The 19,900-nt window shown below is 72.9% G+C and carries 14 protein-coding genes; 12 read left to right on the top strand and 2 right to left on the bottom strand.

Annotation, left to right across the window (positions count from 1 at the left end):
• Nucleotides 1-12: 12 nt before the first annotated feature.
• The 4 genes from ACIBUY_RS02985 to ACIBUY_RS02970 all read left to right on the top strand — a co-directional run bounded on the left by ACIBUY_RS02985 (nt 13) and on the right by ACIBUY_RS02970 (nt 4,521).
• On the top strand, nt 13-696 hold the full coding sequence (locus ACIBUY_RS02985; RefSeq protein WP_365573813.1) for a glycoside hydrolase family 11 protein: 684 nt from the start codon (nt 13-15) through the stop codon (nt 694-696).
• A gap of 33 nt (nt 697-729) precedes the next feature.
• Nucleotides 730-1,422, top strand: a complete 693-nt coding sequence (locus tag ACIBUY_RS02980) for a polysaccharide deacetylase family protein (RefSeq protein ID WP_365573811.1) — start codon at nt 730-732, stop codon at nt 1,420-1,422.
• Nucleotides 1,423-1,860: 438 nt separating this feature from the next.
• Entirely contained in the window at nt 1,861-2,883 is a 1,023-nt protein-coding gene (locus ACIBUY_RS02975; protein WP_365573808.1) for a TIGR03842 family LLM class F420-dependent oxidoreductase, read from the top strand.
• Nucleotides 2,884-2,988: 105 nt separating this feature from the next.
• Complete coding sequence (locus ACIBUY_RS02970; protein WP_399151527.1) at nt 2,989-4,521, top strand: NCS1 family nucleobase:cation symporter-1; 1,533 nt, start codon at nt 2,989-2,991, stop codon at nt 4,519-4,521.
• A gap of 13 nt (nt 4,522-4,534) precedes the next feature.
• On the opposite strand, the gene ACIBUY_RS02965 is transcribed toward ACIBUY_RS02970, so the two are convergent.
• The gene (locus ACIBUY_RS02965) at nt 4,535-5,758 is read right to left on the bottom strand and encodes a cytochrome P450 (RefSeq protein WP_365580744.1); all 1,224 of its coding nucleotides are present in this window, start codon (nt 5,756-5,758) and stop codon (nt 4,535-4,537) included.
• Nucleotides 5,759-5,912: 154 nt separating this feature from the next.
• Complete coding sequence (locus ACIBUY_RS02960; RefSeq protein WP_399151526.1) at nt 5,913-7,052, bottom strand: cytochrome P450; 1,140 nt, start codon at nt 7,050-7,052, stop codon at nt 5,913-5,915.
• A 147-nt stretch (nt 7,053-7,199) separates the two neighbouring features.
• Between ACIBUY_RS02960 and ACIBUY_RS02955 the strand changes: the two genes are divergently transcribed.
• The 8 genes from ACIBUY_RS02955 to ACIBUY_RS02920 all read left to right on the top strand — a co-directional run bounded on the left by ACIBUY_RS02955 (nt 7,200) and on the right by ACIBUY_RS02920 (nt 19,764).
• Nucleotides 7,200-10,124 carry an AfsR/SARP family transcriptional regulator gene (locus tag ACIBUY_RS02955; RefSeq protein ID WP_399151525.1) on the top strand — a complete coding sequence of 975 codons (2,925 nt, stop codon included), beginning with the start codon at nt 7,200-7,202 and terminating at the stop codon, nt 10,122-10,124.
• 106 nt (nt 10,125-10,230) lie between these two features.
• Nucleotides 10,231-13,029, top strand: a complete 2,799-nt coding sequence (locus tag ACIBUY_RS02950; RefSeq protein WP_399151524.1) for an ATP-binding protein — start codon at nt 10,231-10,233, stop codon at nt 13,027-13,029.
• Nucleotides 13,030-13,393: 364 nt separating this feature from the next.
• Nucleotides 13,394-14,530 (top strand): HesA/MoeB/ThiF family protein, encoded by a 1,137-nt coding sequence (locus tag ACIBUY_RS02945; protein WP_399151523.1) that lies wholly within the window; start codon nt 13,394-13,396, stop codon nt 14,528-14,530.
• Between the two features lie 44 nt (nt 14,531-14,574).
• The gene (locus ACIBUY_RS02940) at nt 14,575-15,429 is read left to right on the top strand and encodes a methyltransferase domain-containing protein (protein WP_365576352.1); all 855 of its coding nucleotides are present in this window, start codon (nt 14,575-14,577) and stop codon (nt 15,427-15,429) included.
• A 4-nt stretch (nt 15,430-15,433) separates the two neighbouring features.
• Entirely contained in the window at nt 15,434-17,176 is a 1,743-nt protein-coding gene (locus tag ACIBUY_RS02935; protein ID WP_399151522.1) for a M3 family metallopeptidase, read from the top strand.
• Nucleotides 17,173-17,967, top strand: coding sequence for a DUF3050 domain-containing protein (locus ACIBUY_RS02930; protein ID WP_399151521.1), 795 nt, complete (start codon nt 17,173-17,175; stop codon nt 17,965-17,967). The genes ACIBUY_RS02935 and ACIBUY_RS02930 overlap by 4 nt, the downstream gene beginning before the upstream one ends.
• Nucleotides 17,964-19,151 carry a CapA family protein gene (locus ACIBUY_RS02925; protein WP_365576358.1) on the top strand — a complete coding sequence of 396 codons (1,188 nt, stop codon included), beginning with the start codon at nt 17,964-17,966 and terminating at the stop codon, nt 19,149-19,151. The genes ACIBUY_RS02930 and ACIBUY_RS02925 overlap by 4 nt, the downstream gene beginning before the upstream one ends.
• 40 nt (nt 19,152-19,191) lie before the next feature.
• On the top strand, nt 19,192-19,764 hold the full coding sequence (locus tag ACIBUY_RS02920; RefSeq protein ID WP_365576360.1) for a dihydrofolate reductase family protein: 573 nt from the start codon (nt 19,192-19,194) through the stop codon (nt 19,762-19,764).
• Nucleotides 19,765-19,900 lie beyond the last annotated feature (136 nt).

Raw genomic sequence — 19,900 nt, 5'->3', positions numbered from 1 at the left:
GGAAGCATGAACATGAGCGACAAGACCCCCACACCACCCATGAGCCGCCGTACCTTCCTCGGCACCACCGGAGCCATGGCCGTCGCGGCCTCCGCGCTGGCACTGCCGGGCACCGCGTACGCGGACACGACCGTCACGACCAATCAGACCGGCACCAACAACGGCTACTACTACTCGTTCTGGACCGATGCCCCGGGCACGGTCTCCATGACCCTGTCCTCCGGCGGCAGTTACAGCACGTCATGGCGGAACACCGGGAACTTCGTCGCGGGCAAGGGCTGGGCCAACGGCTCCCGGCGGACCGTGAACTACTACGGCGGCTTCAGCCCGTCCGGCAACGCCTATCTCGCGCTCTACGGTTGGACGTCGAACCCGCTCGTCGAGTACTACATCGTCGACAACTGGGGCACCTACCGGCCCACCGGCACGTACAAGGGCACCGTCACCAGCGACGGCGGCACCTACGACATCTACCGGACGACGCGGTACAACGCTCCGTCCGTCGAGGGCACGCGCACCTTCGACCAGTACTGGAGCGTGCGGCAGGCGAAGCGCACGGGCGGCACCATCACCACCGGAAACCACTTCGACGCCTGGGGCCGGGCCGGGATGCCGCTGGGCTCCTTCGCGTACTACATGATCCTGGCGACCGAGGGCTATCAGAGCAGTGGCAGTTCCAACATCACGGTGTACTGAGCGAGTTCGCCCCGCAGGCCGGAGGACCCCCGCATGAGAATCCACCCGCAGCGCACGTCACGATCCCTGAGAGCCGGGCTCGCCGCCGCCACGCTGGCCGGAGCCTGCAGTCTCACGGTCAACGCCGCAGCCCCGGCGCAGGCCGCCACCTGCACCGGCTATGTCGGGCTCACCTTCGACGACGGCCCGTCGAGCAGCACGCCGGCCCTGCTCGACGTGCTCAGACAGAACGGGCTGCGCGCCACGATGTTCAACGAGGGGCAGTACGCCGCAGCCAACCCCTCCCTCGTGCGCGCACAGGTCGCCGCCGGGATGTGGGTCGGCAACCACAGCTACACCCACCCCCACCTGCCCCAACTCACCCCGGCACAAGTCGAGTCGGAGATCTCCCGCACCCAGCAGGCGATCAGTCAAGCGGGCGGGGGCACACCCCGGCTGTTCCGTCCCCCGTACGGCGAGACCAACGCGACGGTGCAGTCGGTCGCGGCCAAGTACGGCCTGACGCAGATCATCTGGGACGTCGACTCGCAGGACTGGAACGGGGCCAGTACCGACGCGATAGTCCAGGCCGCCGCACGGCTCACCAGCGGCCAGGTCATCCTCATGCACGACTGGGCCGCCAACACCCGCGCCGCGATACCGCGGATCGCGCAGGGCCTCGCGGCGCGCGGACTGTGTGCGGGGATGATCTCCCCGCAGACCGGCCGGGCGGTGGCACCGGCCTGACCGCGAGACTGCTCGGCCGCCCCGACGGACTCGGCTCCGTCGGGGCGGCATGGTCGGTGCGCCGGTCCGTTTCCGGCCCGTTACGTGATCATCGACGTACACCACGACTCAGGTCCGAGAAGCGCGATCTGCTGGAACTTACTGGACGTTCACGGCCACGTAACGAGCAAGGTTTCGGGGGCCGTTCGAGCGAGGACCGTTCCTTCGGACCTGGTTCACCGAGCGCGGTCGACTCGTCCCGCCGCAGCCGGGCGACAAAAGCTGGACGCGCGTAGACCACCTCTTGCCAACCCCCAGGAAGAAGTCCAGGATTGTGCCTCCTCGAGTGGCGATCGAGGCAGCGCTGTACAGGGTTCGGCATGGCCTGAAGTGGCAGCATCCGCCGGCGTGCGCTGGAGTACCTGAAGCCTGTCAGAACCTGAACTAAGGGGCTTTCCCATGGACTTCGGACTCGTCCTGCAGACCGACCCGCCGGCCTCCGGGGTCGTGGAACTGATGAAGCGCGCGGAGGGTGCGGGGTTCACGCACGGGTGGACGTTCGACTCCGCCGTGCTGTGGCAGGAGCCGTTCGTCATCTACAGCCGCATCCTCGCGGAGACCGAGCGGCTGATCGTCGGTCCGATGGTGACGAACCCGGGGACGCGGACCTGGGAGGTCACGGCGTCCACCTTCGCGACGCTGAACGACATGTACGGCAACCGCACCGTGTGCGGCATCGGCCGCGGCGACTCCGCGATGCGCGTCGCCGGGCGCACGCCCAACACCCTCGCGCGGATCAGCGGCGCGATGAAGGTGATCAGGGCGCTGGGCAGGGGCGACGAGGCCGACCTCGGCGGCGGCGCCGTGGTCCGGTTCCCCTGGGTGCGCCCGGGCGCCGAACTCCCCGTCTGGATGGCCGCGTACGGGCCGAAGGCGCTGAAGATGACCGGTGAGGAGGCGGACGGATTCATCCTCCAGCTCGCCGATCCGTTCCTGACCGAGTACATGGTGAAGGCGGTGCGGGACGCGGCCGTGGCCGCCGGGCGCTCGGCGGACGACGTGAAGATCTGCGTGGCGGCCCCCGCGTACGTCACCGAGGACGACTCGGAGCAGGCGCTCGCCCATGCACGCGAGCAGTGCCGCTGGTTCGGCGGGATGGTCGGCAACCACGTCGCCGACCTGGTCGCGAAGTACGGCGCGCACTCGTCGATGGTCCCGGACGAGCTGACGGAGTACATCAAGGCGCGCGAGGGGTACGACTACGCGCACCACGGCCGCTCGGGCAACCCGGACACCGCGTTCGTGCCGGACGAGATCGTCGACCGGTTCTGCCTCATCGGCCCCGTCGCCGCACAGGTCGAAAAGCTGCGCGCGCTCCGGGAGTTGGGCGTGGACCAGTTCGCCGTGTACGCGATGCACGACGCGAAGGAGGCGGTGATCGACGCCTACGGCCGGGACGTGATTCCGGCGGTGAACGCATGACCCCCGGCTTAGCAACACCCGTACAGCGCAAGGAAGTTCACGGCACCCGCATGCCCGCACTGTTCCCTCGTCCCCCTCCTGTCCTTCCGTAGAAGGGACCTCCCCATGACCAACACGGCTCCGCCACCGCCCGCGGTGGAACTGGCCGCCGACGCCTATCCGGCCGGCAGCCGCTACGCCAACGACGACCTGCGCCCCGTTCCACTCGCCGAACGCCGCTGGACCACGTACAACTTCGTGGCGCTGTGGATCGGCATGGCGCACTGCATTCCGTCCTGGACCCTGGCCTCGGGCCTGGTCGCGCTCGGCATGGACTGGAAACAGGCGGTCCTGACGATCGGCCTCGCGAACGTCATCGTGCTCCTGCCGATGCTGCTGACCGGGCACGCCGGGCCGAAGTACGGCATACCCTTCCCGGTCCTGGCCCGGGCCTCGTTCGGGATCCGCGGGGCGAACCTGCCCGCCATGGTGCGGGCGGCGGTGGCCTGTTGCTGGTTCGGCATCCAGACGTGGATCGGCGGCCAGGGCATCTTCGTGCTCCTGGGGAAGATCTTCGGGGGCTGGGCGGACGCCGGGCAGATCGGCGGCTACCCGTGGACGCTGTGGCTCTGCTTCGTCGTCTTCTGGGTCCTCGAACTCGCCATCATCTACCGGGGGATGGACACCCTGCGCCGCTTCGAGAACTGGGCGGCGCCCTTCGTCCTCGTCGGCGCGGTCGTGCTGCTCGTGTGGATCGCGAACAAGGCGGGCGGGTTCGGGCCGCTGCTGCACGAGCCGTCGAAGGTCGGCTGGGGTGCGGACTTCTGGAAGGTCTTCTTCCCCGGCCTCATGGGCATGATCGGCTTCTGGTCGACCCTGTCCTTGAACATCCCCGACTTCACGCGGTTCGGGAAGGGGCAGAAGGCGCAGGTGCTCGGGCAGACGCTGGGACTGCCGACCACCATGACCGTGTTCGCCCTGATGTCCGTGCTGGTGACGGCCGGTTCGGAGAAGGTGTACGGGGTGGCGATCTGGGACCCGGTCGCGCTGGCCGGCAAGACCGACAACGTCTTCGGGCTGCTGTTCGCGCTCATCACCGTCTTCGTCGCGACGATCTCCGTGAACATCGCGGCCAACGTCGTGTCCCCGGCCTACGACCTGGCGAACCTCGCCCCGAAGGTCATCAACTTCCGTACGGGCGCGATCATCACGGGCGTCGTGGGCGTCCTGGTGATGCCGTGGAAGCTGACGTCCTCGCCGGAGCTGTACATCTTCACCTGGCTCGGGGTGGTCGGCGGGCTGCTCGGGACGGTCGCCGGGATCCTCATCGCGGACTACTGGATCATCCGCCGGACGGTGCTGCACCTGGCGGACCTGTACGCGGAGGGCGGCCGGTACTGGTACAGCGGCGGCTGGAACTGGCGGGCCGTCGTCGCCTTCGCCGTCGGGGGCGTGCTCGCGGTCGGCGGGTCGTACTCGACGCTCGACGCGAAGGGGAACAAGGCCGGGCCGTTCCCGGCCGACGGCATCATCCCGTTCCTCAAACCGCTGGCCGACTACGGGTGGGCCGTGGGGCTCGGGGCGTCGCTCGTGGTGTATCTCGCGCTGATGGCCGGGCGGGAGCCGGGCGTCGCGGCCGACGGGCCGCCCCGTTCGTGAACGCGGAGCCGGCTCACCTGCGGGTCAGCCGGCCCCGGAAGTTCTCGGGGACGGGTGCGAAGCGCAGGGCCATGGTGGCCTCGTCCGGCCGGTCCGGGGTCAAGTCGTAACGGGTGCTCAGGAGTTGGCACAGGGCCATGAGCTGGACGGTGGCGATGTTCGCGCCGATGCACTTCTTGGGCGCCCAGCCGAAGGGCACGTAGCAGGAGCGGTCGGCCGGGCCGTGCGGGGCGCCCGGCAGGAAGCGGTCCGGGTCGAAGTCGTCGGGCCGTTTCCACACGCGGGCGTCCCGGTGGATCATGTGCGGGCTCAGCAGGTACCACTGGCCCGGCTCCAGGCGGGTCCTGCCCAGGTCGAAGGCGTGCGTGGAGCGGCGTACGAGGAGCAGCGGCGGACTCCACAGCCGGAGCACCTCCTTGACGAAGCGGTGGGTCACCGGGGCGACGTTCGTCGGTGCCGCGCGGAACTCGGCCGGGTCGACGGCGCGCAGTTCGTCGGCGATCCTGCGCCGCCAGTCGGGGCGGCGGGCGAACTCGTACAGCAGGCTCGCGGCGGCCGTGCCGGGCGGGCCCGCGATGGCGGTGAGGACGGCGGTGACCACGTCGAGGGCACGGTCCATCCCGAGGACGGGCAGCAGGTCGACGAAGGGATCGGTCAGGTCCGGCCTGCGGGGGCGCCGGCCCGCGGCACGTTCACGCAGGACGCGGCGGACGACCAGGCCGGAGCGGACCTGCACGGAGAGCGACCTGAGGTGCTGCCAGGTCGACCCGGGGTCGGTGGACACCAGGCGCGCCAGTTTCAACTCGAGGTCCTGACGCACGAGTCGGTCCTCGGCGGCCGTCAGCCCTGACAGGGCGAGGGGCAGCAGGGAGCGCACCGCCACGTCCTGGGCGAGCATCGACAGGTCGACGTCCTCGCCGAGCCGCGCGTCGATGACGCGCTCCATGCGGTCGATCAGTCGGCCGTGGTGCTCGGCCGTGGCGAGCGTGTGCAACTGCGTGAGCCAGGCCGAGCGGACCCGGCTCCAGGGCATCTCGGCGCTCCGGCGGCGGCGCACCACGTCGATCAGGCGGTCGTGCATGACGAACCGGTGCCAGGTGGTGGCGCTGATGTGGCGGGCCGCGTCCGGTGTGAACACGGCGAGCCGTTCGTCGTCGACCCAGAAGATGCCGTCCTCGGCGTCGCTGCGCAGCCGCATCAGGGTGAGGAAGTCGTCCGGGTGCTGCGGGGTGGTCATCGTGGGCGCCCCTTAGAGGAGGCGCGGGGCCGACCGGGCGGTCGTCCCCGCGCCGGGCCGGTCAGATGTGGTGGTAGAGGTACCAGAAGTACTCGTACTGGCGTCGGATGTTGAGGACCGACTTGGCCTGGCGATACAGCGCGCGCATGGTGCTTCACCTCCCTCCGGGGCGAACGTCTCGGCGGCTCAGCAGCGCGGTGAAGCGCGGCGGGGCCAGCGCCGGGCCCAGCTGGGGCCCGTCGCCGTCATGGGTGACCGACAACTGCCAGTCACGGGTGAGGAGTTCGACGAGGTCCTCGAGGAGGCGCAGGGCGACCGTCGCGCCCGCGCAGGTGTGGGGGCCGTGGCCGAACGGCAGATACGCCTCGTCGGGCACGGAGCCCGACCAGCGGGTCGGCAGGAACTCGTCGGGCCGCTCCCAGTACGCGGGGTGCCGGTGGACCAGGTAGGTGCAGACGGCGAGCCGGTCGCTCCCGGTCACCTCGGTGCCGCCGAGCAGTTGCGCCCGGCTCGGGGTCCGCGCGAACAGCCAGGCCACGGGCCAGAGCCGCAGCGCCTCGCGGACGATCCAACTCGGGTGCGCGGAGCGGGAGCCGGGGTGCGTCGCGGTCAGCAGGACGGCCCAGGCGAGCGCGAAGCCGATCGAGCCGACCGTGGCGAAGAGGAACGAGAGGTACACCTCCGCCAGGTCCGGCACGTACGCCTCGGGCGCGGCGCCCGTCACGACGACGTCGAGCACGTCACGCGGCGGCTCGGCCCGGCCACGCTGCCGACGGGCCAGGACCTCCCGGTGCAGGGCCGTGTGTGCGCGGCGGCGGAAGAGGAACCTGGACGGAGCCCCGTGGCGGTCGCGGGCGCCCGCCAGCACACCGCGCCGCACGATCTCGTCGAGCACGGCGTGCACGGAGGGCGGCGCGCCCGGGTGCAGCAGGACGTCGCGCAGATGGTGCAGGACGAGCAGGTTCGCGGCGTCCGGCCAGTCGCTCGTGGGCGCGAGGCGATCGGCGACCAGGCCGGCCAACTCCCCTCGGTGGTCGGAGAGGTGACGCTTGATCAGTAGCCGGGCGGCGCGCCCGATCCCGGTCTGCTCGGTGCGGTCTCCGAAGACCCCGCGCCGCGTCCGGTAGAAGTCGGACGTGTCGGCGACGAGGGCGTCCCTGTTGCCCATGACGGCCCGCGCCTGATCGGGCCCGGCCACGCACACCGACCCCGTCCGCGAACGCCACACGTCGTGGCCGCGGTCGAACTCGGCTGCCAGGAGGGCGAGATGGCCCGTGGGCGAAGGAAGTGACATGGAGTCAGCGTGTGGGGGCGGTGCGGCCGAAATTTTGCCGAAAGGTTGTCGCCCTGCTCAGGCGCGTGCGAGGACCGTGGAGGGCGTCGGGCGGACGTCGGGCAGACGCCGGACGGACGTCGGACGGGGGCGAAACGGGGGCGCGACATGGTGGTACGGCTGTGCCTTTTCGGGCCGGTGGAGGTGCTCGTGCCCGGCCGGTCGCTGGACGTGGGGCCGCCACAGCGCCGCACGGTGCTCGCCGCCCTCGCGGTGGACGCCGGGCGGCCCGTCCCCGTCGCGACGCTCCTCGAGCGGGTGTGGGGCGGGGCGCCGCCGGACGGGGCGCGCCGTTCCCTGTACGCCCATCTCGCGCGGATCCGCCGGCTGACCGGGCAGGCGGACGGCAGTGCCGAGGCAGTCGGCAAGGGAGCCGACGCGGGTCGATTACCCGTGCTGCGGCGCTCCGGCGGCTACCAGCTCGACCTCGCCCCCGACGCGGTCGACCTGCTCCGGTTCCGCGCCCTGGCCGGGCGGTCCCGCGAGCGCACGCTCCCCGACTCGGAGCGCGTCGCCCTGCTGCGCGAGGCTCTCGTGTTGTGGCGCGGCGAGCCGCTGTCCGGTCTGCACGGCACCTGGCCGGACCGGGTGCGCGAGGCCTGGCGGCGCGAGCGCGTGGACAGCGCGGTACGCCTTGCGGACCTCGAAGTGCGCGGCGGCGAACCGGCCACCGCGATCGGGCGGTTGACCGAACTCCTGGAGGAGTACCCGCTGACCGAACCCCTGACCGAGGTGCTGATGCGGGCACTGCACGCGACCGGGGACGGCGCCGAGGCGCTGCGCTGCTTCGCGCGGATCCGCCGCCGTCTGGTCGACGAGCTCGGCACCGAACCGGGCCCCAAATTGCGTGAGTTGCACGAGCTGATCCTGAAGGACAGCCCCCGAACGGCTGCCGCACGACCCCGCCCGCCGGTCGTCGAGGCCGCACCGGTGGCCGCCGCACCCGCTCAACTCCCCATGGGGGTGCACGGGTTCGTCGGCCGTGCCCACGAGTTGACCCGGCTTGACGGTCTCCTTGCGGGCCTGCGCGAGTCCTCCTCCGGCGGAGTCGTCGCGGTGATCTCCGGCGCCGCCGGCGTGGGCAAGACCGCGCTCGCCGTGCACTGGGCCCGGCGGGCGCGGGCCGCGTTCCCCGACGGGCAGCTCTATGTGAACCTGCGCGGCTTCGACCCGGGCGGTGCGCCCCTGGTCCCGGACCGCGCGCTGCGCGGCTTCCTCGACGCGCTCGGGGTCCCCGCCGGCCAGGTCCCCGACACCCTGGAGGCGCTCACGGGCCGGTACCGCAGCCTGCTGGCCGGCCGACGCGTCCTGGTCGTCCTCGACAACGCCCGCGACGCGGGGCAGGTGCGTCCGCTGCTGCCCGGCGCACACGGCTGCCTCACCGTGGTCACCAGCCGTGACCCGCTGACCGGCCTGGCCGTCTCCGAGGGGGCGCACCTGCTCACCCCGGGGCTGCTCGACCCCGCGCAGTGCCGTGCCCTGCTCGCCGTACGCCTCGGCGCGCCCCGTCTTCAGGGTGCGCCCGAGGCCGTCGAGGAGATCGTCGCGCGGTGCGCCGGGCTGCCGCTCGCGCTCGCCGTCGTCGCCGCCCGTGCCGCCGCCCGCCCGGACCTCGATCTGGCCGACTGCGCACGGGAGTTGGGTCCTGACGGGCGCATCCTCGACGTCCTGGACACCGGCGATCCGGCCACCGGGGTGCGGGCGGTGCTCCACTGGTCGTACCGGATGCTCACTCCCGAGGCGGGCCGCTTGTTCCGGCTGTTCGCCCTGCACCCGGGGCCCAGCGCCGACGCCACGGCGCTCGCCGCCCTCGCGGGCACCGGCGTTAGGACCGTACAGGTGCTGCTGCGCGAGGTGGCCGCGGCGCACCTGCTGACGGAGCAGCCGGCCGGGCGCCACTCCTGCCACGACCTCCTGCGCGCCTACGCCACCGAGCTGGCCGCCGCCGACGACGACCGGGCCGGGGCGGCCGCGGCGACGCGCCGCGTCCTCGACCACTACCTGCACACCGCGCACGCGGCCGACGCCCTGCTGACCCGGCGGTGCGACCCGATGGAGCTCGGGCCCGCGGCGCCGGGCGCGTTGGTCCGCCAACCCGCCGACTACGAGGAGGCGTTGGGGTGGTTCACCGCGGAACACCCCGTGCTGCTGTCGGCCATCGAACGGACCCCGCCCGGATGCGACGCCTACACCTGGCAGCTGGCGGCGACGCTGACCACCTACCTGGAACGGCAGGGTCACTGGCAGGCCCTCACGGACGCCCACACCACCGCCCTGCGCACGGCCCTCGCGCACGACGACGCGGCCGGGCAGGCGTCCGCCCACCGCGGGCTCGGCCTGGCGCTGCTCCAGCGCCACGACGCGCGCAGGGCCCGGCGCCATCTGACGCGGGCCCTGGAGCTCTACCGGCGGCTCGGCAACCACGCCGGGCAGGCCCGAGCCCGGCAGAACCTCGCCAAGATGGCCTGGACACACGGCGCGGCGCAGGAGGCACTCGGCCACTCCTACCAGGCGCTCCAGCAGTTCCGGGCCGCAGAGGACGGCGGCGGCCAGGCGGTCACGCTCAACGACATCGGCTGGTACCTGGCCGAACTCGGCCGGTTCCAGGAGGCGTTCACGTACTGCCGCCGGGCCCTGCCACTCGTACAGGACGTCGGTGACCTCAGTGCCGAGGCGCACACCTGGGACAGCCTCGCCCACATCCACCGGCGCCTGGGCCGCTACGAGCGCGCGGTCGAGTGCTACGACAGGGCCCTCGCCCTCTTCCGCAGGGCGGGGGAGCGGCGCAGCGAGGCCGTGGGACTCGCCTACCTCGGCGACACCCACGCGGAGGCGGGCCACACGGGCCGGGCCCACGACGCCTGGCGCCGGTCCCTGGCCCTGACGACCGAACTCGGCCTCCCCGACGCCCATGACCTGCGCAGCAAATTGCGTGTCCGTGCCGGATGGGCTCATTCCGTGCAGGGCTCCGTGCAGGGCTCCGCGCAGGGGGACGGAAGCGGAGCTTCCCCCTATGACCTGCAGACTCCCTGAATTCCTACTGAACGCGCGCACCGCCGCAGCCGTACCCCGGATATCGGCACGGGCGCCCGCCACAGCGGCGAGGTGTCCGCGACACGTCCACACGGGGAGGACGGAAGTGGCCAAGACAGCGGAGCCCATGGTCGGCCGGTCGGCGGAGCGGCGCACGCTCGCGCGCGCCGTGTCACGGCTCGGCGAAGGTCCGGGACAGGTGGTGGAGATCACGGGCGGACCCGGCATCGGCAAGACCCGGCTGCTCGCGGAACTGGGGCGGACCGCGGCCGCCGCCGGCTGCACGGTGCGGGCGGGCCGAGCGGCCGCGCACGGTGCGGGCACCACGGCGGAGGTGTTCCGTGCGCTCCTGGACGCCGAGGGGCCCGTCGACGCGTCGTACCTCAGGGAGCGGATGGAGTCGATCGCGCCCGCCGCGGGGCTCGTGGTCCTGCTCGACGGCCTCGAACGCGCGGACACCGACTGCCTCTCGACGCTCCACGGGCTGTTCGGGCACCCGCCGAAGGCCCCCGTCCTGTTCGCCCTCGCCTACCGGCACCGGCAGGCGTCCCCGCCGCTGCGCGCTCTCCTCGGCACCGCGCTGACCGGTGGACTCCTCGTCGAGGGGATCAGGCTCGGCCCGCTCTCCCAGCAGGAGGCCGCGAGCCTGACGGGCCCGGCCGCCCGCCCGGGCGGCGACCCGCGCGCGCTGTACCGGGCGGCCGAGGGCAATCCGCTCTATCTGAAGCTCCTGACCCGCGCCGGGGACGTACGCGGTGAGAAGAACAGTGACGGGGCGGACGGGGCGGACGGGGCAGACGGAGCGGGCGGGGGCGACGGAGTGATCGCCGCGTACGAGGCGGAGATCGCCAGGGACCTCGCACGGGTCTCCGCAACGGCCCGCCAAGTGGCCCGGGCCGCCTCGGTGGTGGGCGAGTCGTTCACCTCGGAGCTGGTCGCGTCGGCGGTCGGCATGGACGAACTCCCGGTCCTCGCCGCGCTGGACGAACTGGTCGGCGAGGACCTGGTCAGGCCCGCGGAGGCGCCCCGCAGCTTCACCTTCCGCCACCCTCTGCTGCGTGACGCGGTGTACGGCAGCGCCCCGCCGGGCTGGCGCGTCGCCGTGCACACCGGCGTCGCGGCGACGCTGACCCGCCGCGGGGCGAACGCGCCGGATCTCGCACGCCACATCGAGTACGCGGGCCGGGCCGGCGACCTCGACGCCGTACGCGTGCTGGCGGACGCCGCCCGTCAAGTGCGCCTGGAGCGGCCCGAGTACGCGGTCCGCTGGCTGCGCGCCGCCCTGCGCCTGCTGCCCGCCGACGCCGGAGCGCTGCGGGACCGGCTCCGGCTGCGTCTTGCCCGCCTGCTCGGGGCCATCGGGCGGCTGCAGGAGAGCCGGGACCTGCTGCACACCGTCCTCGAAGAGCTGCCGCGCGACCCGGCCGGACGCCATGCCGAGGCGGTGGCCGCCTGCGCACTGACCGAGCGCTCCCTCGGGCGTCGCGCCGCCGCGCGGTCCCTCCTGGCGGACGCGCTGCGGGGCGTGGGCGGCCAGGACGCGGACGCGGTCGGCGTCCTCGAATTCGCCCTGGCCCACGGCGACTTGGCGGACGCCAGGCCCGCCGAATGCGCCGAGCGGGCCGCGCACGCCCTCGACGACGCGGAGCGGTACGGCGATCGGGCCAGGGCGACGGCAGCGCACGCGCTGCTGTCCCTGACCGGCGTACTGACCGGCGACGTCGCCACCGCGCGGGAGCACCGGACGTCGGCCGCCGCCCACCTCGACGGGCTGCTCGACGGGCAGGTGGTGGAGCGGCTCGACGCCGCGGTGTGGCTCGGCTGGAGCGAGGCGCTGCTCGGCCGCCAGCCCGAGGCGCTGGCCCATCTCGACCGGGCGGTGACCCTCGCGCGCGGCTCGGCACGGGAGTTCGCCCTCATGCACCTGCTGACCGGCCGCGCCTTCGCCGCCCAGCTCGCCGGGCGGCTCGGCGAGGCGGAGAGCGCCGCGACGGAGGCGCTCGACCTCGCGGTGCGCTGCGGGGCGCACGAGGCGCGGGCCGCGGCGCTCGCGCTGCTCTGCCGGAACGCCGTCGCCACCGGCGATCACGAGGCCGCGCTGCGGGCCGGGGACGCGGCGCTCGGCCGGCAGCCGCGCGTCCCCGACGACTGGTTCGGCGCGTCGGTGGTCCTTGCCGTCGCCGAGGCCCGGCTCGCCGCGGGGGACGCGACGGCGTGCCTGGCCGCGGTGCACGAGGTGGGCGGCGCCGCCCTCACCGCGGTGGACGCGTGGTCGCGGGTCGACTGGTGCGAGCTGCTCGCGCGGGCCGCGCTGACGGACGGGCGCACCGACACGGCCGCGTACTGGGCGGGCCGGGCCATGGACGTGGCCCGGCCCCTGTGCCTGCCGGGGCGGACCGGGCTCGCGCTGCTCGCGCGGGGCCACGTGCTCCTCGTCGAGCAACCCGAAGCGGCCTACGGCATGGCCGTCGCCGCGTACGAAGGGCTCACCGCGGCCGGGCAGACGGTCGACGCCCACCGGGCCCGGCTGCTCGCCGCCACCTCCCTCGCGGCGGGCGGGGACAGCCGCCGCGCCTCGGCCGAACTCGCCCTGGTTCAGGATGTGTTCACTCGCTGCGGGGCGCGTGCACTGGCCCGGACCGCGTCGACCGAGCGCCGCCGCGTGCTGGGCCGCGCCGCGCACCCCGCCGCGGGCGGCGAGCGCGCCGTGGAGCTCCTGACCCGGCGCGAGGGCGAGGTGGCCGCCCTGGTGAGCGAGGGGCTGACGAACCGGCAGATAGCGCACCGGCTGGAAGTGACCGAGAAGACCGTGCAGATGCACCTCTCGCACGCCTTCGCCAAGCTCCGCGTCCCCTCGCGGGCCGCGCTGGCCAGCGCGGTCGTCCGGGCTGCCATGAGCACCTGACGGGCGGAACGACCTGGGGTATGTGCCAATACCCGGGGACCGGCCGCGGCGGCAGTGTGGAACCCGTCGGATCCACTCGCCGGGGAGGTGAACAGCATGTCGATCGTCCTCAAGACCCGCAAGACGAGCATTGCCGGCCGCGCCGTCGCCACCTGATGCACCACGCGGGCGTGCGGCGTCAGCCGCCCCGCCCCCCCCCCCCCCCCCCCCCCCCCCCCCCCCCGGGGCCCCCCCCCCCCCACCCCCCCCCCCCCCCCCCCCCCGCCGCCCCCGCCCCCCCCCCCCCCCCCCGCCGGGGCGCGCCCCCCCCCCCCCCCCCCCCCGCCCCTCCCGCCCCACACCACCTGACAACGGGGGACAAGCCATGTCGAACAGCAGCAAACCACGGATCAAGCCGACCCTGCCGGTGTACCGCGTCGCCGACCAGCTCTACATCCAACTGCCCGGCAAATGCGTGGAGATGGCCGACGAGAGCCACGCTGTCGAGACGTTCGTCAGCCTTCTCGACGGCACCCGGACCCTGCCCGAGGTGCGCGCCGCTCTCAAGGACTCGGGAACCGACCTGCCCGAGGACGAAATAGCCGACGCCATACGGAAGTTCGACCAGGCCGGACTCCTGGAGGACGGCGCCGCGGAGACCGGGCTCGACGCACACCACCTGGAGCGCTGGAAGCGCAACCTCGGCTTCCTCGAGAACTACAGCTCCCTCACGACGAGCAAGTACGCCCTGCAGCGCAGGATGCGCGACTACCGCGTCGTCCTCCTCGGCCTCGGCGGCGTCGGCAGCCACATGCTGTACGACCTGGTGGGACTCGGCGTGCGCGACATCAGGATCGTGGACTTCGACACCGTCGAACTGTCCAATCTCAACCGGCAGATCCTCTACCGCGAGGAGGACATCGGCCGCGCGAAGATCGAGGTCGCATCCGAACGCATCCTCGCCTACGACCCGCTGCTCAAGCTCGACACCAGGTCCACCTACATCGGCTGCGCCGAGGAGGCACTCGCCGTGGTCGAGGGCCGCGACCTCGTCCTGTCGGCCGTCGACATGCCGAAGATGCAGGTCGTCAACTGGATCAACCAGGCCTGTGTCAGGGCGGGCGCGACCCTGATCACCGGCGGCGTGGACAGCCGCCGCATCGCCTACTACACGATGATCCCGGGCGTGACCGGGTGCGTGGAGTGCTGGAAGGCGGACGTGGCCGAGCGCGACCCCGTCTCGGCCGGGCTGAGCGCCCGGAAGACCGAATGGGCCGAGAGCAACGCCGCCGAGCCGCGGTTCCCCGAGGACATGTCGGCGTTCGGCGCCCTCGTCACCCTCTACACCGCGCACGTACTCGCCGAGGTCGTCCGCCTCGCCACCGGCATCGCTCCCTCCACGTCCCAGGGCCGTCTGATGGAGGCCTACTTCGACGACGTGGTGCCGCGCGAGTCCGAACGCTGGAGCCGCCGCGACGACTGCCCCGTCTGCGCCCACCTGCCCGCCCGCAGCGCGGCCTGAGCCGGTCGGCCACCGGACCGCAAGGAAGAGGGGAACAGATCCCGATGCGTACACCCCGCGTCACCACCAGGGCGCCCGACGAGCCCGACCGCTGCGTCGACCGCAACCGCGAACTGTGGGACACCTGGACCGGTTTCCACGTGACCAGTGACCACTACGACGTCCAGGGCTTCCTGCGCGGCCGCAGCACCCTGCAGCCCTTCGAGCCCGCCGAGCTGGGCGACGTGACGGGGCGCTCCCTCGTCCACCTCCAGTGCCACTTCGGCCTGGACACCCTCAGCTGGGCCCGCCGCGGAGCGCGGGTGACCGGCGTCGACTTCTCGCCCGCCGCCGTCGCGGCGGCCGGGAAACTCGCCCAAGAGGCAGGCCTGGACGCGCAGTTCACCTGTGCCCGGATCGACGACCTGCCCGCCTCGCTCGACGGCACCTTCGACATCGTCTACGTGTCGTTCGGCTCCGTCGTCTGGATACCGGACATCGCCCGGTGGGCACGCTCCGCTGCCCGCCTCCTCGCGCCGGGCGGTGTCCTGTACGTCGCCGAGTACCACCCGGTCCTGCACGTACTGGACTTCGACGACGGCGTCCGCGAACCGGTGCTGCGCTACCCGTACTTCGACCGAGCCGAGCCCATCGCGCACGAACTCCACGGCACCTACACCGACGCGTCCGACGACGTCACCGAGTCCGGGTACACCTGGGCCCACTCGCTCGGCGCGATCGTGTCGAGCGTGGTCGACGCCGGCCTGCGCCTGGAGTTCGTCCACGAGTTCCCCTCGGCGTCGTTCCCCGTACTGCCCTATCTGGAGCGGTGCGAGGACGGCAGGTACCGGCTCCCCGCGCACGTCGAGGGAGAGCTGCCCCTGCTGTTCTCGCTGCGCGCCACCCGGCCGGAGGGATAGCGGGATGCAGTGGGATCTGTCGTCCCTGGCCCCGCCGCCCGGCGGCCCGGCCGTCGCCGCGCGCGCCCGGGGCTGCGCCGAACGCTGGCGCGGCCGCGTGGCGGGCCTCGGCCCGCGCGACCTCGCGCGGCTCCTCAACGACCTCGGTGAGACGCGTGCGGGCCTGCTGCACCTCGTGTCGTACGCGACGCTCCACCAGTCCCTCGACCTGTACGGAGACAAGGGCGCCCGCCTCGCTCTGGAGGCGGACGCCGTGAACGACGTCGTCGACCGGTCGACGCGCTTCTTCGACACCGAGTGGCAGGCGCTGCCCGAGGCCCGCGCGCAGCAGCTCCTGCGGGACCCGCTGCTCGCTCCCTACCGCCATCTGCTGTGCAGCGCGCGGGAAGCGGCGGCCCACCGGCTGCCCGAGCACGAGGAGGCGGTCCTCGCGACGCGGGAACCCGCGGCGCAGGCCTGGGGGCTGCTGCACGACCGGCTGCTCGCCCCGTACGACGAGTCCCTGTACGGGCTCGCGCACCCCGATCGCGCGGTGCGCCGCTCCGCGTACGACACCCTGGCCCGCGGCCTGGCACCGCACGCCGCGACCCTGGCCCTCGCCTACGACACCCTGGTCGCCGACCACCTGGCCACGGACAGGCTGCGTGGCATCGCCCGGCCGCGGGCGCTCAGCGACCTCGACAACCGCCTCGACCCCGCCACGGTCGACCGCATGCTGACCGAGACCGAGCGCCAACGCCCGCTGGCCGAGCGGTGGTTCACGTACAAGGCCCACCGGCTCGGTGCCTCCTCGCTCGCGCCCTGGGACGAGCGGGCCCCGCTCTGCGGGCCGCGCGGTGGCCTGCGCATGGACCTGCCGGAAGCCGTCGAGACCGTGTGCGCCGCCTTCGCGCGGATCTCGCCCGACATGGCCCGCATCGCCCGGCGCATCGTCGCGGACGGCCGCATCGACACCGACGCACGCCCCGGCCGGGTGTCCCGCGCCTTCTCGCTGCCCGTCCCGTCCGAGCGGACCTGCTTCGTCCTCGTCAGCTACGACGGCCGGCCCGCCGATCTGCTCGACCTGGCCCACGAACTCGGCCACGCCGTGGCCTTCGTGCTGGCCGCCGAGGCGCAACCGGCACTCGTCTTCGACGCGCCGACCGCGCTCAGTGAAGTACCCGCCTGCTTCGCCGAACTGGCCGTCCTCGACCGGCTCATGACCGAGGGCGACCCCGACACCTCGGCGGCGGCCGCCGAACTGTGGCTCGACCGCTGCGTGACGACCGTGTTCCGGCAGGCCCTGGTCACCTCCTTCGAACAGGCGGCGTACGACCTGCGCGCCGAAGGGAACGTCCTGGACGCCCCCGCACTCGGCACCCTGTGGGAGGAGGCCCACCGCGCCACCTACGGATCCGCCCTCACCCCCGGCCCGCTGCACCGCCTCGGCTGGATGCGCATCCCGCACATCTTCCAGGGCCGCTTCTACAACTACGCCTATACGTTCGCCTGGTTGACGGCGATCGGCCTGCACCACCGCCGCCGGGGCGCCCCGGCCTCCTTCGGCGCCGACTTCACGGCGTTCCTGCGCGCGGGCGGCAGCGCCCCGCCCCGCGAACAGCTGGCCCGCCTCGGCCTGCGGATCGACGATCCCGGCTGCTGGCGCTCGGCGTTCGGCGACATGAGCGCGCGACTCGACGGGCTCGGCGCCCGCGAACCCTCCCTCGTCCACGACCCCAGGCACTCTCTCCACCGGAGCCAAGCATGATGTCCGACCGTTACCACTGGAACCGCACCCACCCGGGGCTCACCGGCCTGCAGCAGGCCATCGAGCCCGACCGGGCCCTGATCGTGAACCACCGGATGTACCACCTCCTCGACCGGCTCGACCGCATCCAGGTCTTCCTCCAGCACCACGTCTTCGCCGTATGGGACTTCATGTCGCTCCTGAAGGGCCTGCAGCACGAGCTCACCTGCGTGGCCGTGCCCTGGGTGCCGCAGGGCCCGACGACCAGCCGCCGGCTGATCAACGACATCGTCCTGACCGAGGAGAGCGACGAGTTCGGCGACGGGTACCTCAGCCACTTCGAGCTGTACCTCCGTGCCATGGCCGAGGCGGGCGCGGACCGCACGCCCATCGACTCCTTCATCCGGCGGCTCGGCACCGGCACGCCCGTGCCCGAAGCCCTGAAACTCGCCGAAGCACCCCCGGCCGCCGCCGACTTCGTCGCCGGGACCTGGGACATCATCGAGTCCGCCCCGGTCCACGCCCAGGCGGCGGCCTTCGCCTTCGGACGCGAGGACCTGATCCCCGAGATGTTCGAACGCGTGCTGCGCATCGAGGACGCACAGCCCCAACTCACGTCGTTCAAGGACTACTTGGTCCGGCACATCGACCTCGACGGGGAGCAGCACACCCCGATGGCGATGCAGATGCTGATCGACCTGTGCGCCGACGACGAGGACAAGTGGGCCGAGTGCGCGGTCACGGTCCGGCGCGCCCTCGCGGCCCGGCACACGCTGTGGAGCGCGATCGCCGACCGGCTCGTCCGCACATGAGCACGTGGACCCTCGCGGCGGTCGGGGACGTCCTCGTCGACCGGGCCCGCCCGGAGCACGCGCTGGACGGGGTGCGGCCGCTCCTGGACGCGGCCGACCTCGTCCTCGGCAACTTCGAGGGCGTCCTGACCGACACCCACCCCGTGGCACCCGGCATGACCGCGTCGACGGTGGTGGCGACCGCCAACGCCGCGCCCCTGTCGGCGTTCGACGTGCTGTCCCTCGCCAACAACCACGCGATGGACGCCGGCCACGGCGGCCTCACCGACACCGTGGCGACGCTGGCCGACCGCGGCGTCAAGGCGGTGGGCGCGGGACCGACGCTGACGGACGCCCTGCGCCCGGTGGTCCTCCCGGTGGGCGGCACCGAGATCGCGGTCGTGGCCTGCGCGTCCGTCCTGCCGATCGGCGCCCAGGCCGGCCCCGCAGCCCCCGGCGTCGCACCGCTGCGCTCCGAGGACTGCTACACCGCGCCGCTGCCCGGCCACATCTGCCCGGGCGTGCCCGCCAAGGTGGTGTCCGTCCTCGACGAACGGGACTGGGCGGCAGTCGAGAAGGCCGTCGCGGACGCCCGCGCACGGGCCGGTCTCGTGGTGGTCAGCGTGCACTGGGGCGACCACACCCGGCCCTGGGTGATCACCGATCACGAGCGGCTCTGTGCCGAACTCCTGGCGGGGGCGGGCGCCGATCTGATCCTCGGCCACCACCACCATCTGTGGCGCGGCGTCGAGTTCATCGGCCGCACCCCCGTGTTCTACGGCCTCGGGCACATCGTGTTCGACCTGCCGCGGTTCCCCGACGACCTGCGGGCCCACGGCGTCGACCCCGACCGCACGAGCCAGGCCGACCTGAGGGAGGCGTTCGGTGAGTACGGCTTCTATCCGCGCCCGGGCTCTCCCGCCTTCCCCTTCCACCCGGCCGCCCGCATCACCGCCGTGGCACTCGTCCACGTCGAGGACGGCGCGATCGGCTCCTGCGGTCTGGTCCCGTGCCTGATCGACGGGGACGGCACGGCCCGCCCCGTCGCCCGCGACGCCCACCGCTGGGGCGAAGTCCTCGCCTACGTACGGAAGTCACTGCGCAAGGCGCGACTGACCACGGAGGTGGTGGACCGGGGGGAGACCTTCCAGGGGTTCTCCGTTCTGACCGTCCGCGATGAGTTTTCCCGGGACCCGCAGTCATGAAGAATGTTGGAACCATGGCTGACCACTGGGAGAGATTCACATGCGTACGTTGATCAGCACTGCCTTCGTCTCGCTCGACGGTGTCGTCGAGGCCCCCGGTGGCGAGGAGGGGTACCGGAACGCGGGCTGGACCTTCAAGGACATCGAGTTCCTGCCGGAGGCCTTCGAGATCAAGGGGCGTGAGCAGGAGGAGGCCGCCGCGATGCTGTTCGGGCGGGTCAGCTACGAGGCGTTCAGTCCGGTGTGGCCCGGCATGGAGGACTTCGCGCGGTACAAGACGCTGCCGAAGTACGTCGTGTCCACCGAGCTGAAGGAGGACGCCCTGGTGTCGGACTGGGGCGAGACCACGATCCTGCGCTCGCTCGACGACGTCGCCGCGCTGAAGGAGACCGAGGGCGGCCCGATCATCATGCACGGCAGCGCGACCCTCAACCGGAACCTGTCGGACGCGGGCCTCATCGACCGCTACCACCTGCTCGTCTTCCCGCTGCTGCTCGGCGCGGGCAAGCGCCTGTTCAGCGCCACGGACAAGGACGCCCAGAAGCTGCGGCTCGTCGAGCACGAGGCGTACGCCAACGGTCTGCAGAAGAACGTCTTCGACGTCGTGCGGTGACCGCGGAAAAGGGGGTGGGGCCCCCCGCCCCCCCCCCGGGGGGGGGGGCCCCCCCCCGGGGGGGGGGGGGGGCGGGCCCCCCCCCCCCCCCCCCCCCCCCGGCGCGGGCCCCCCCCCCCGCCCCCGCGGGGGGCCG

The organism is Streptomyces sp. NPDC050085 (genome assembly GCF_044460595.1).
In the GTDB taxonomy this organism is placed as follows: Bacteria; Actinomycetota; Actinomycetes; order Streptomycetales; family Streptomycetaceae; genus Streptomyces.
This window is presented reverse-complemented; position numbering and strand designations above follow the sequence as displayed.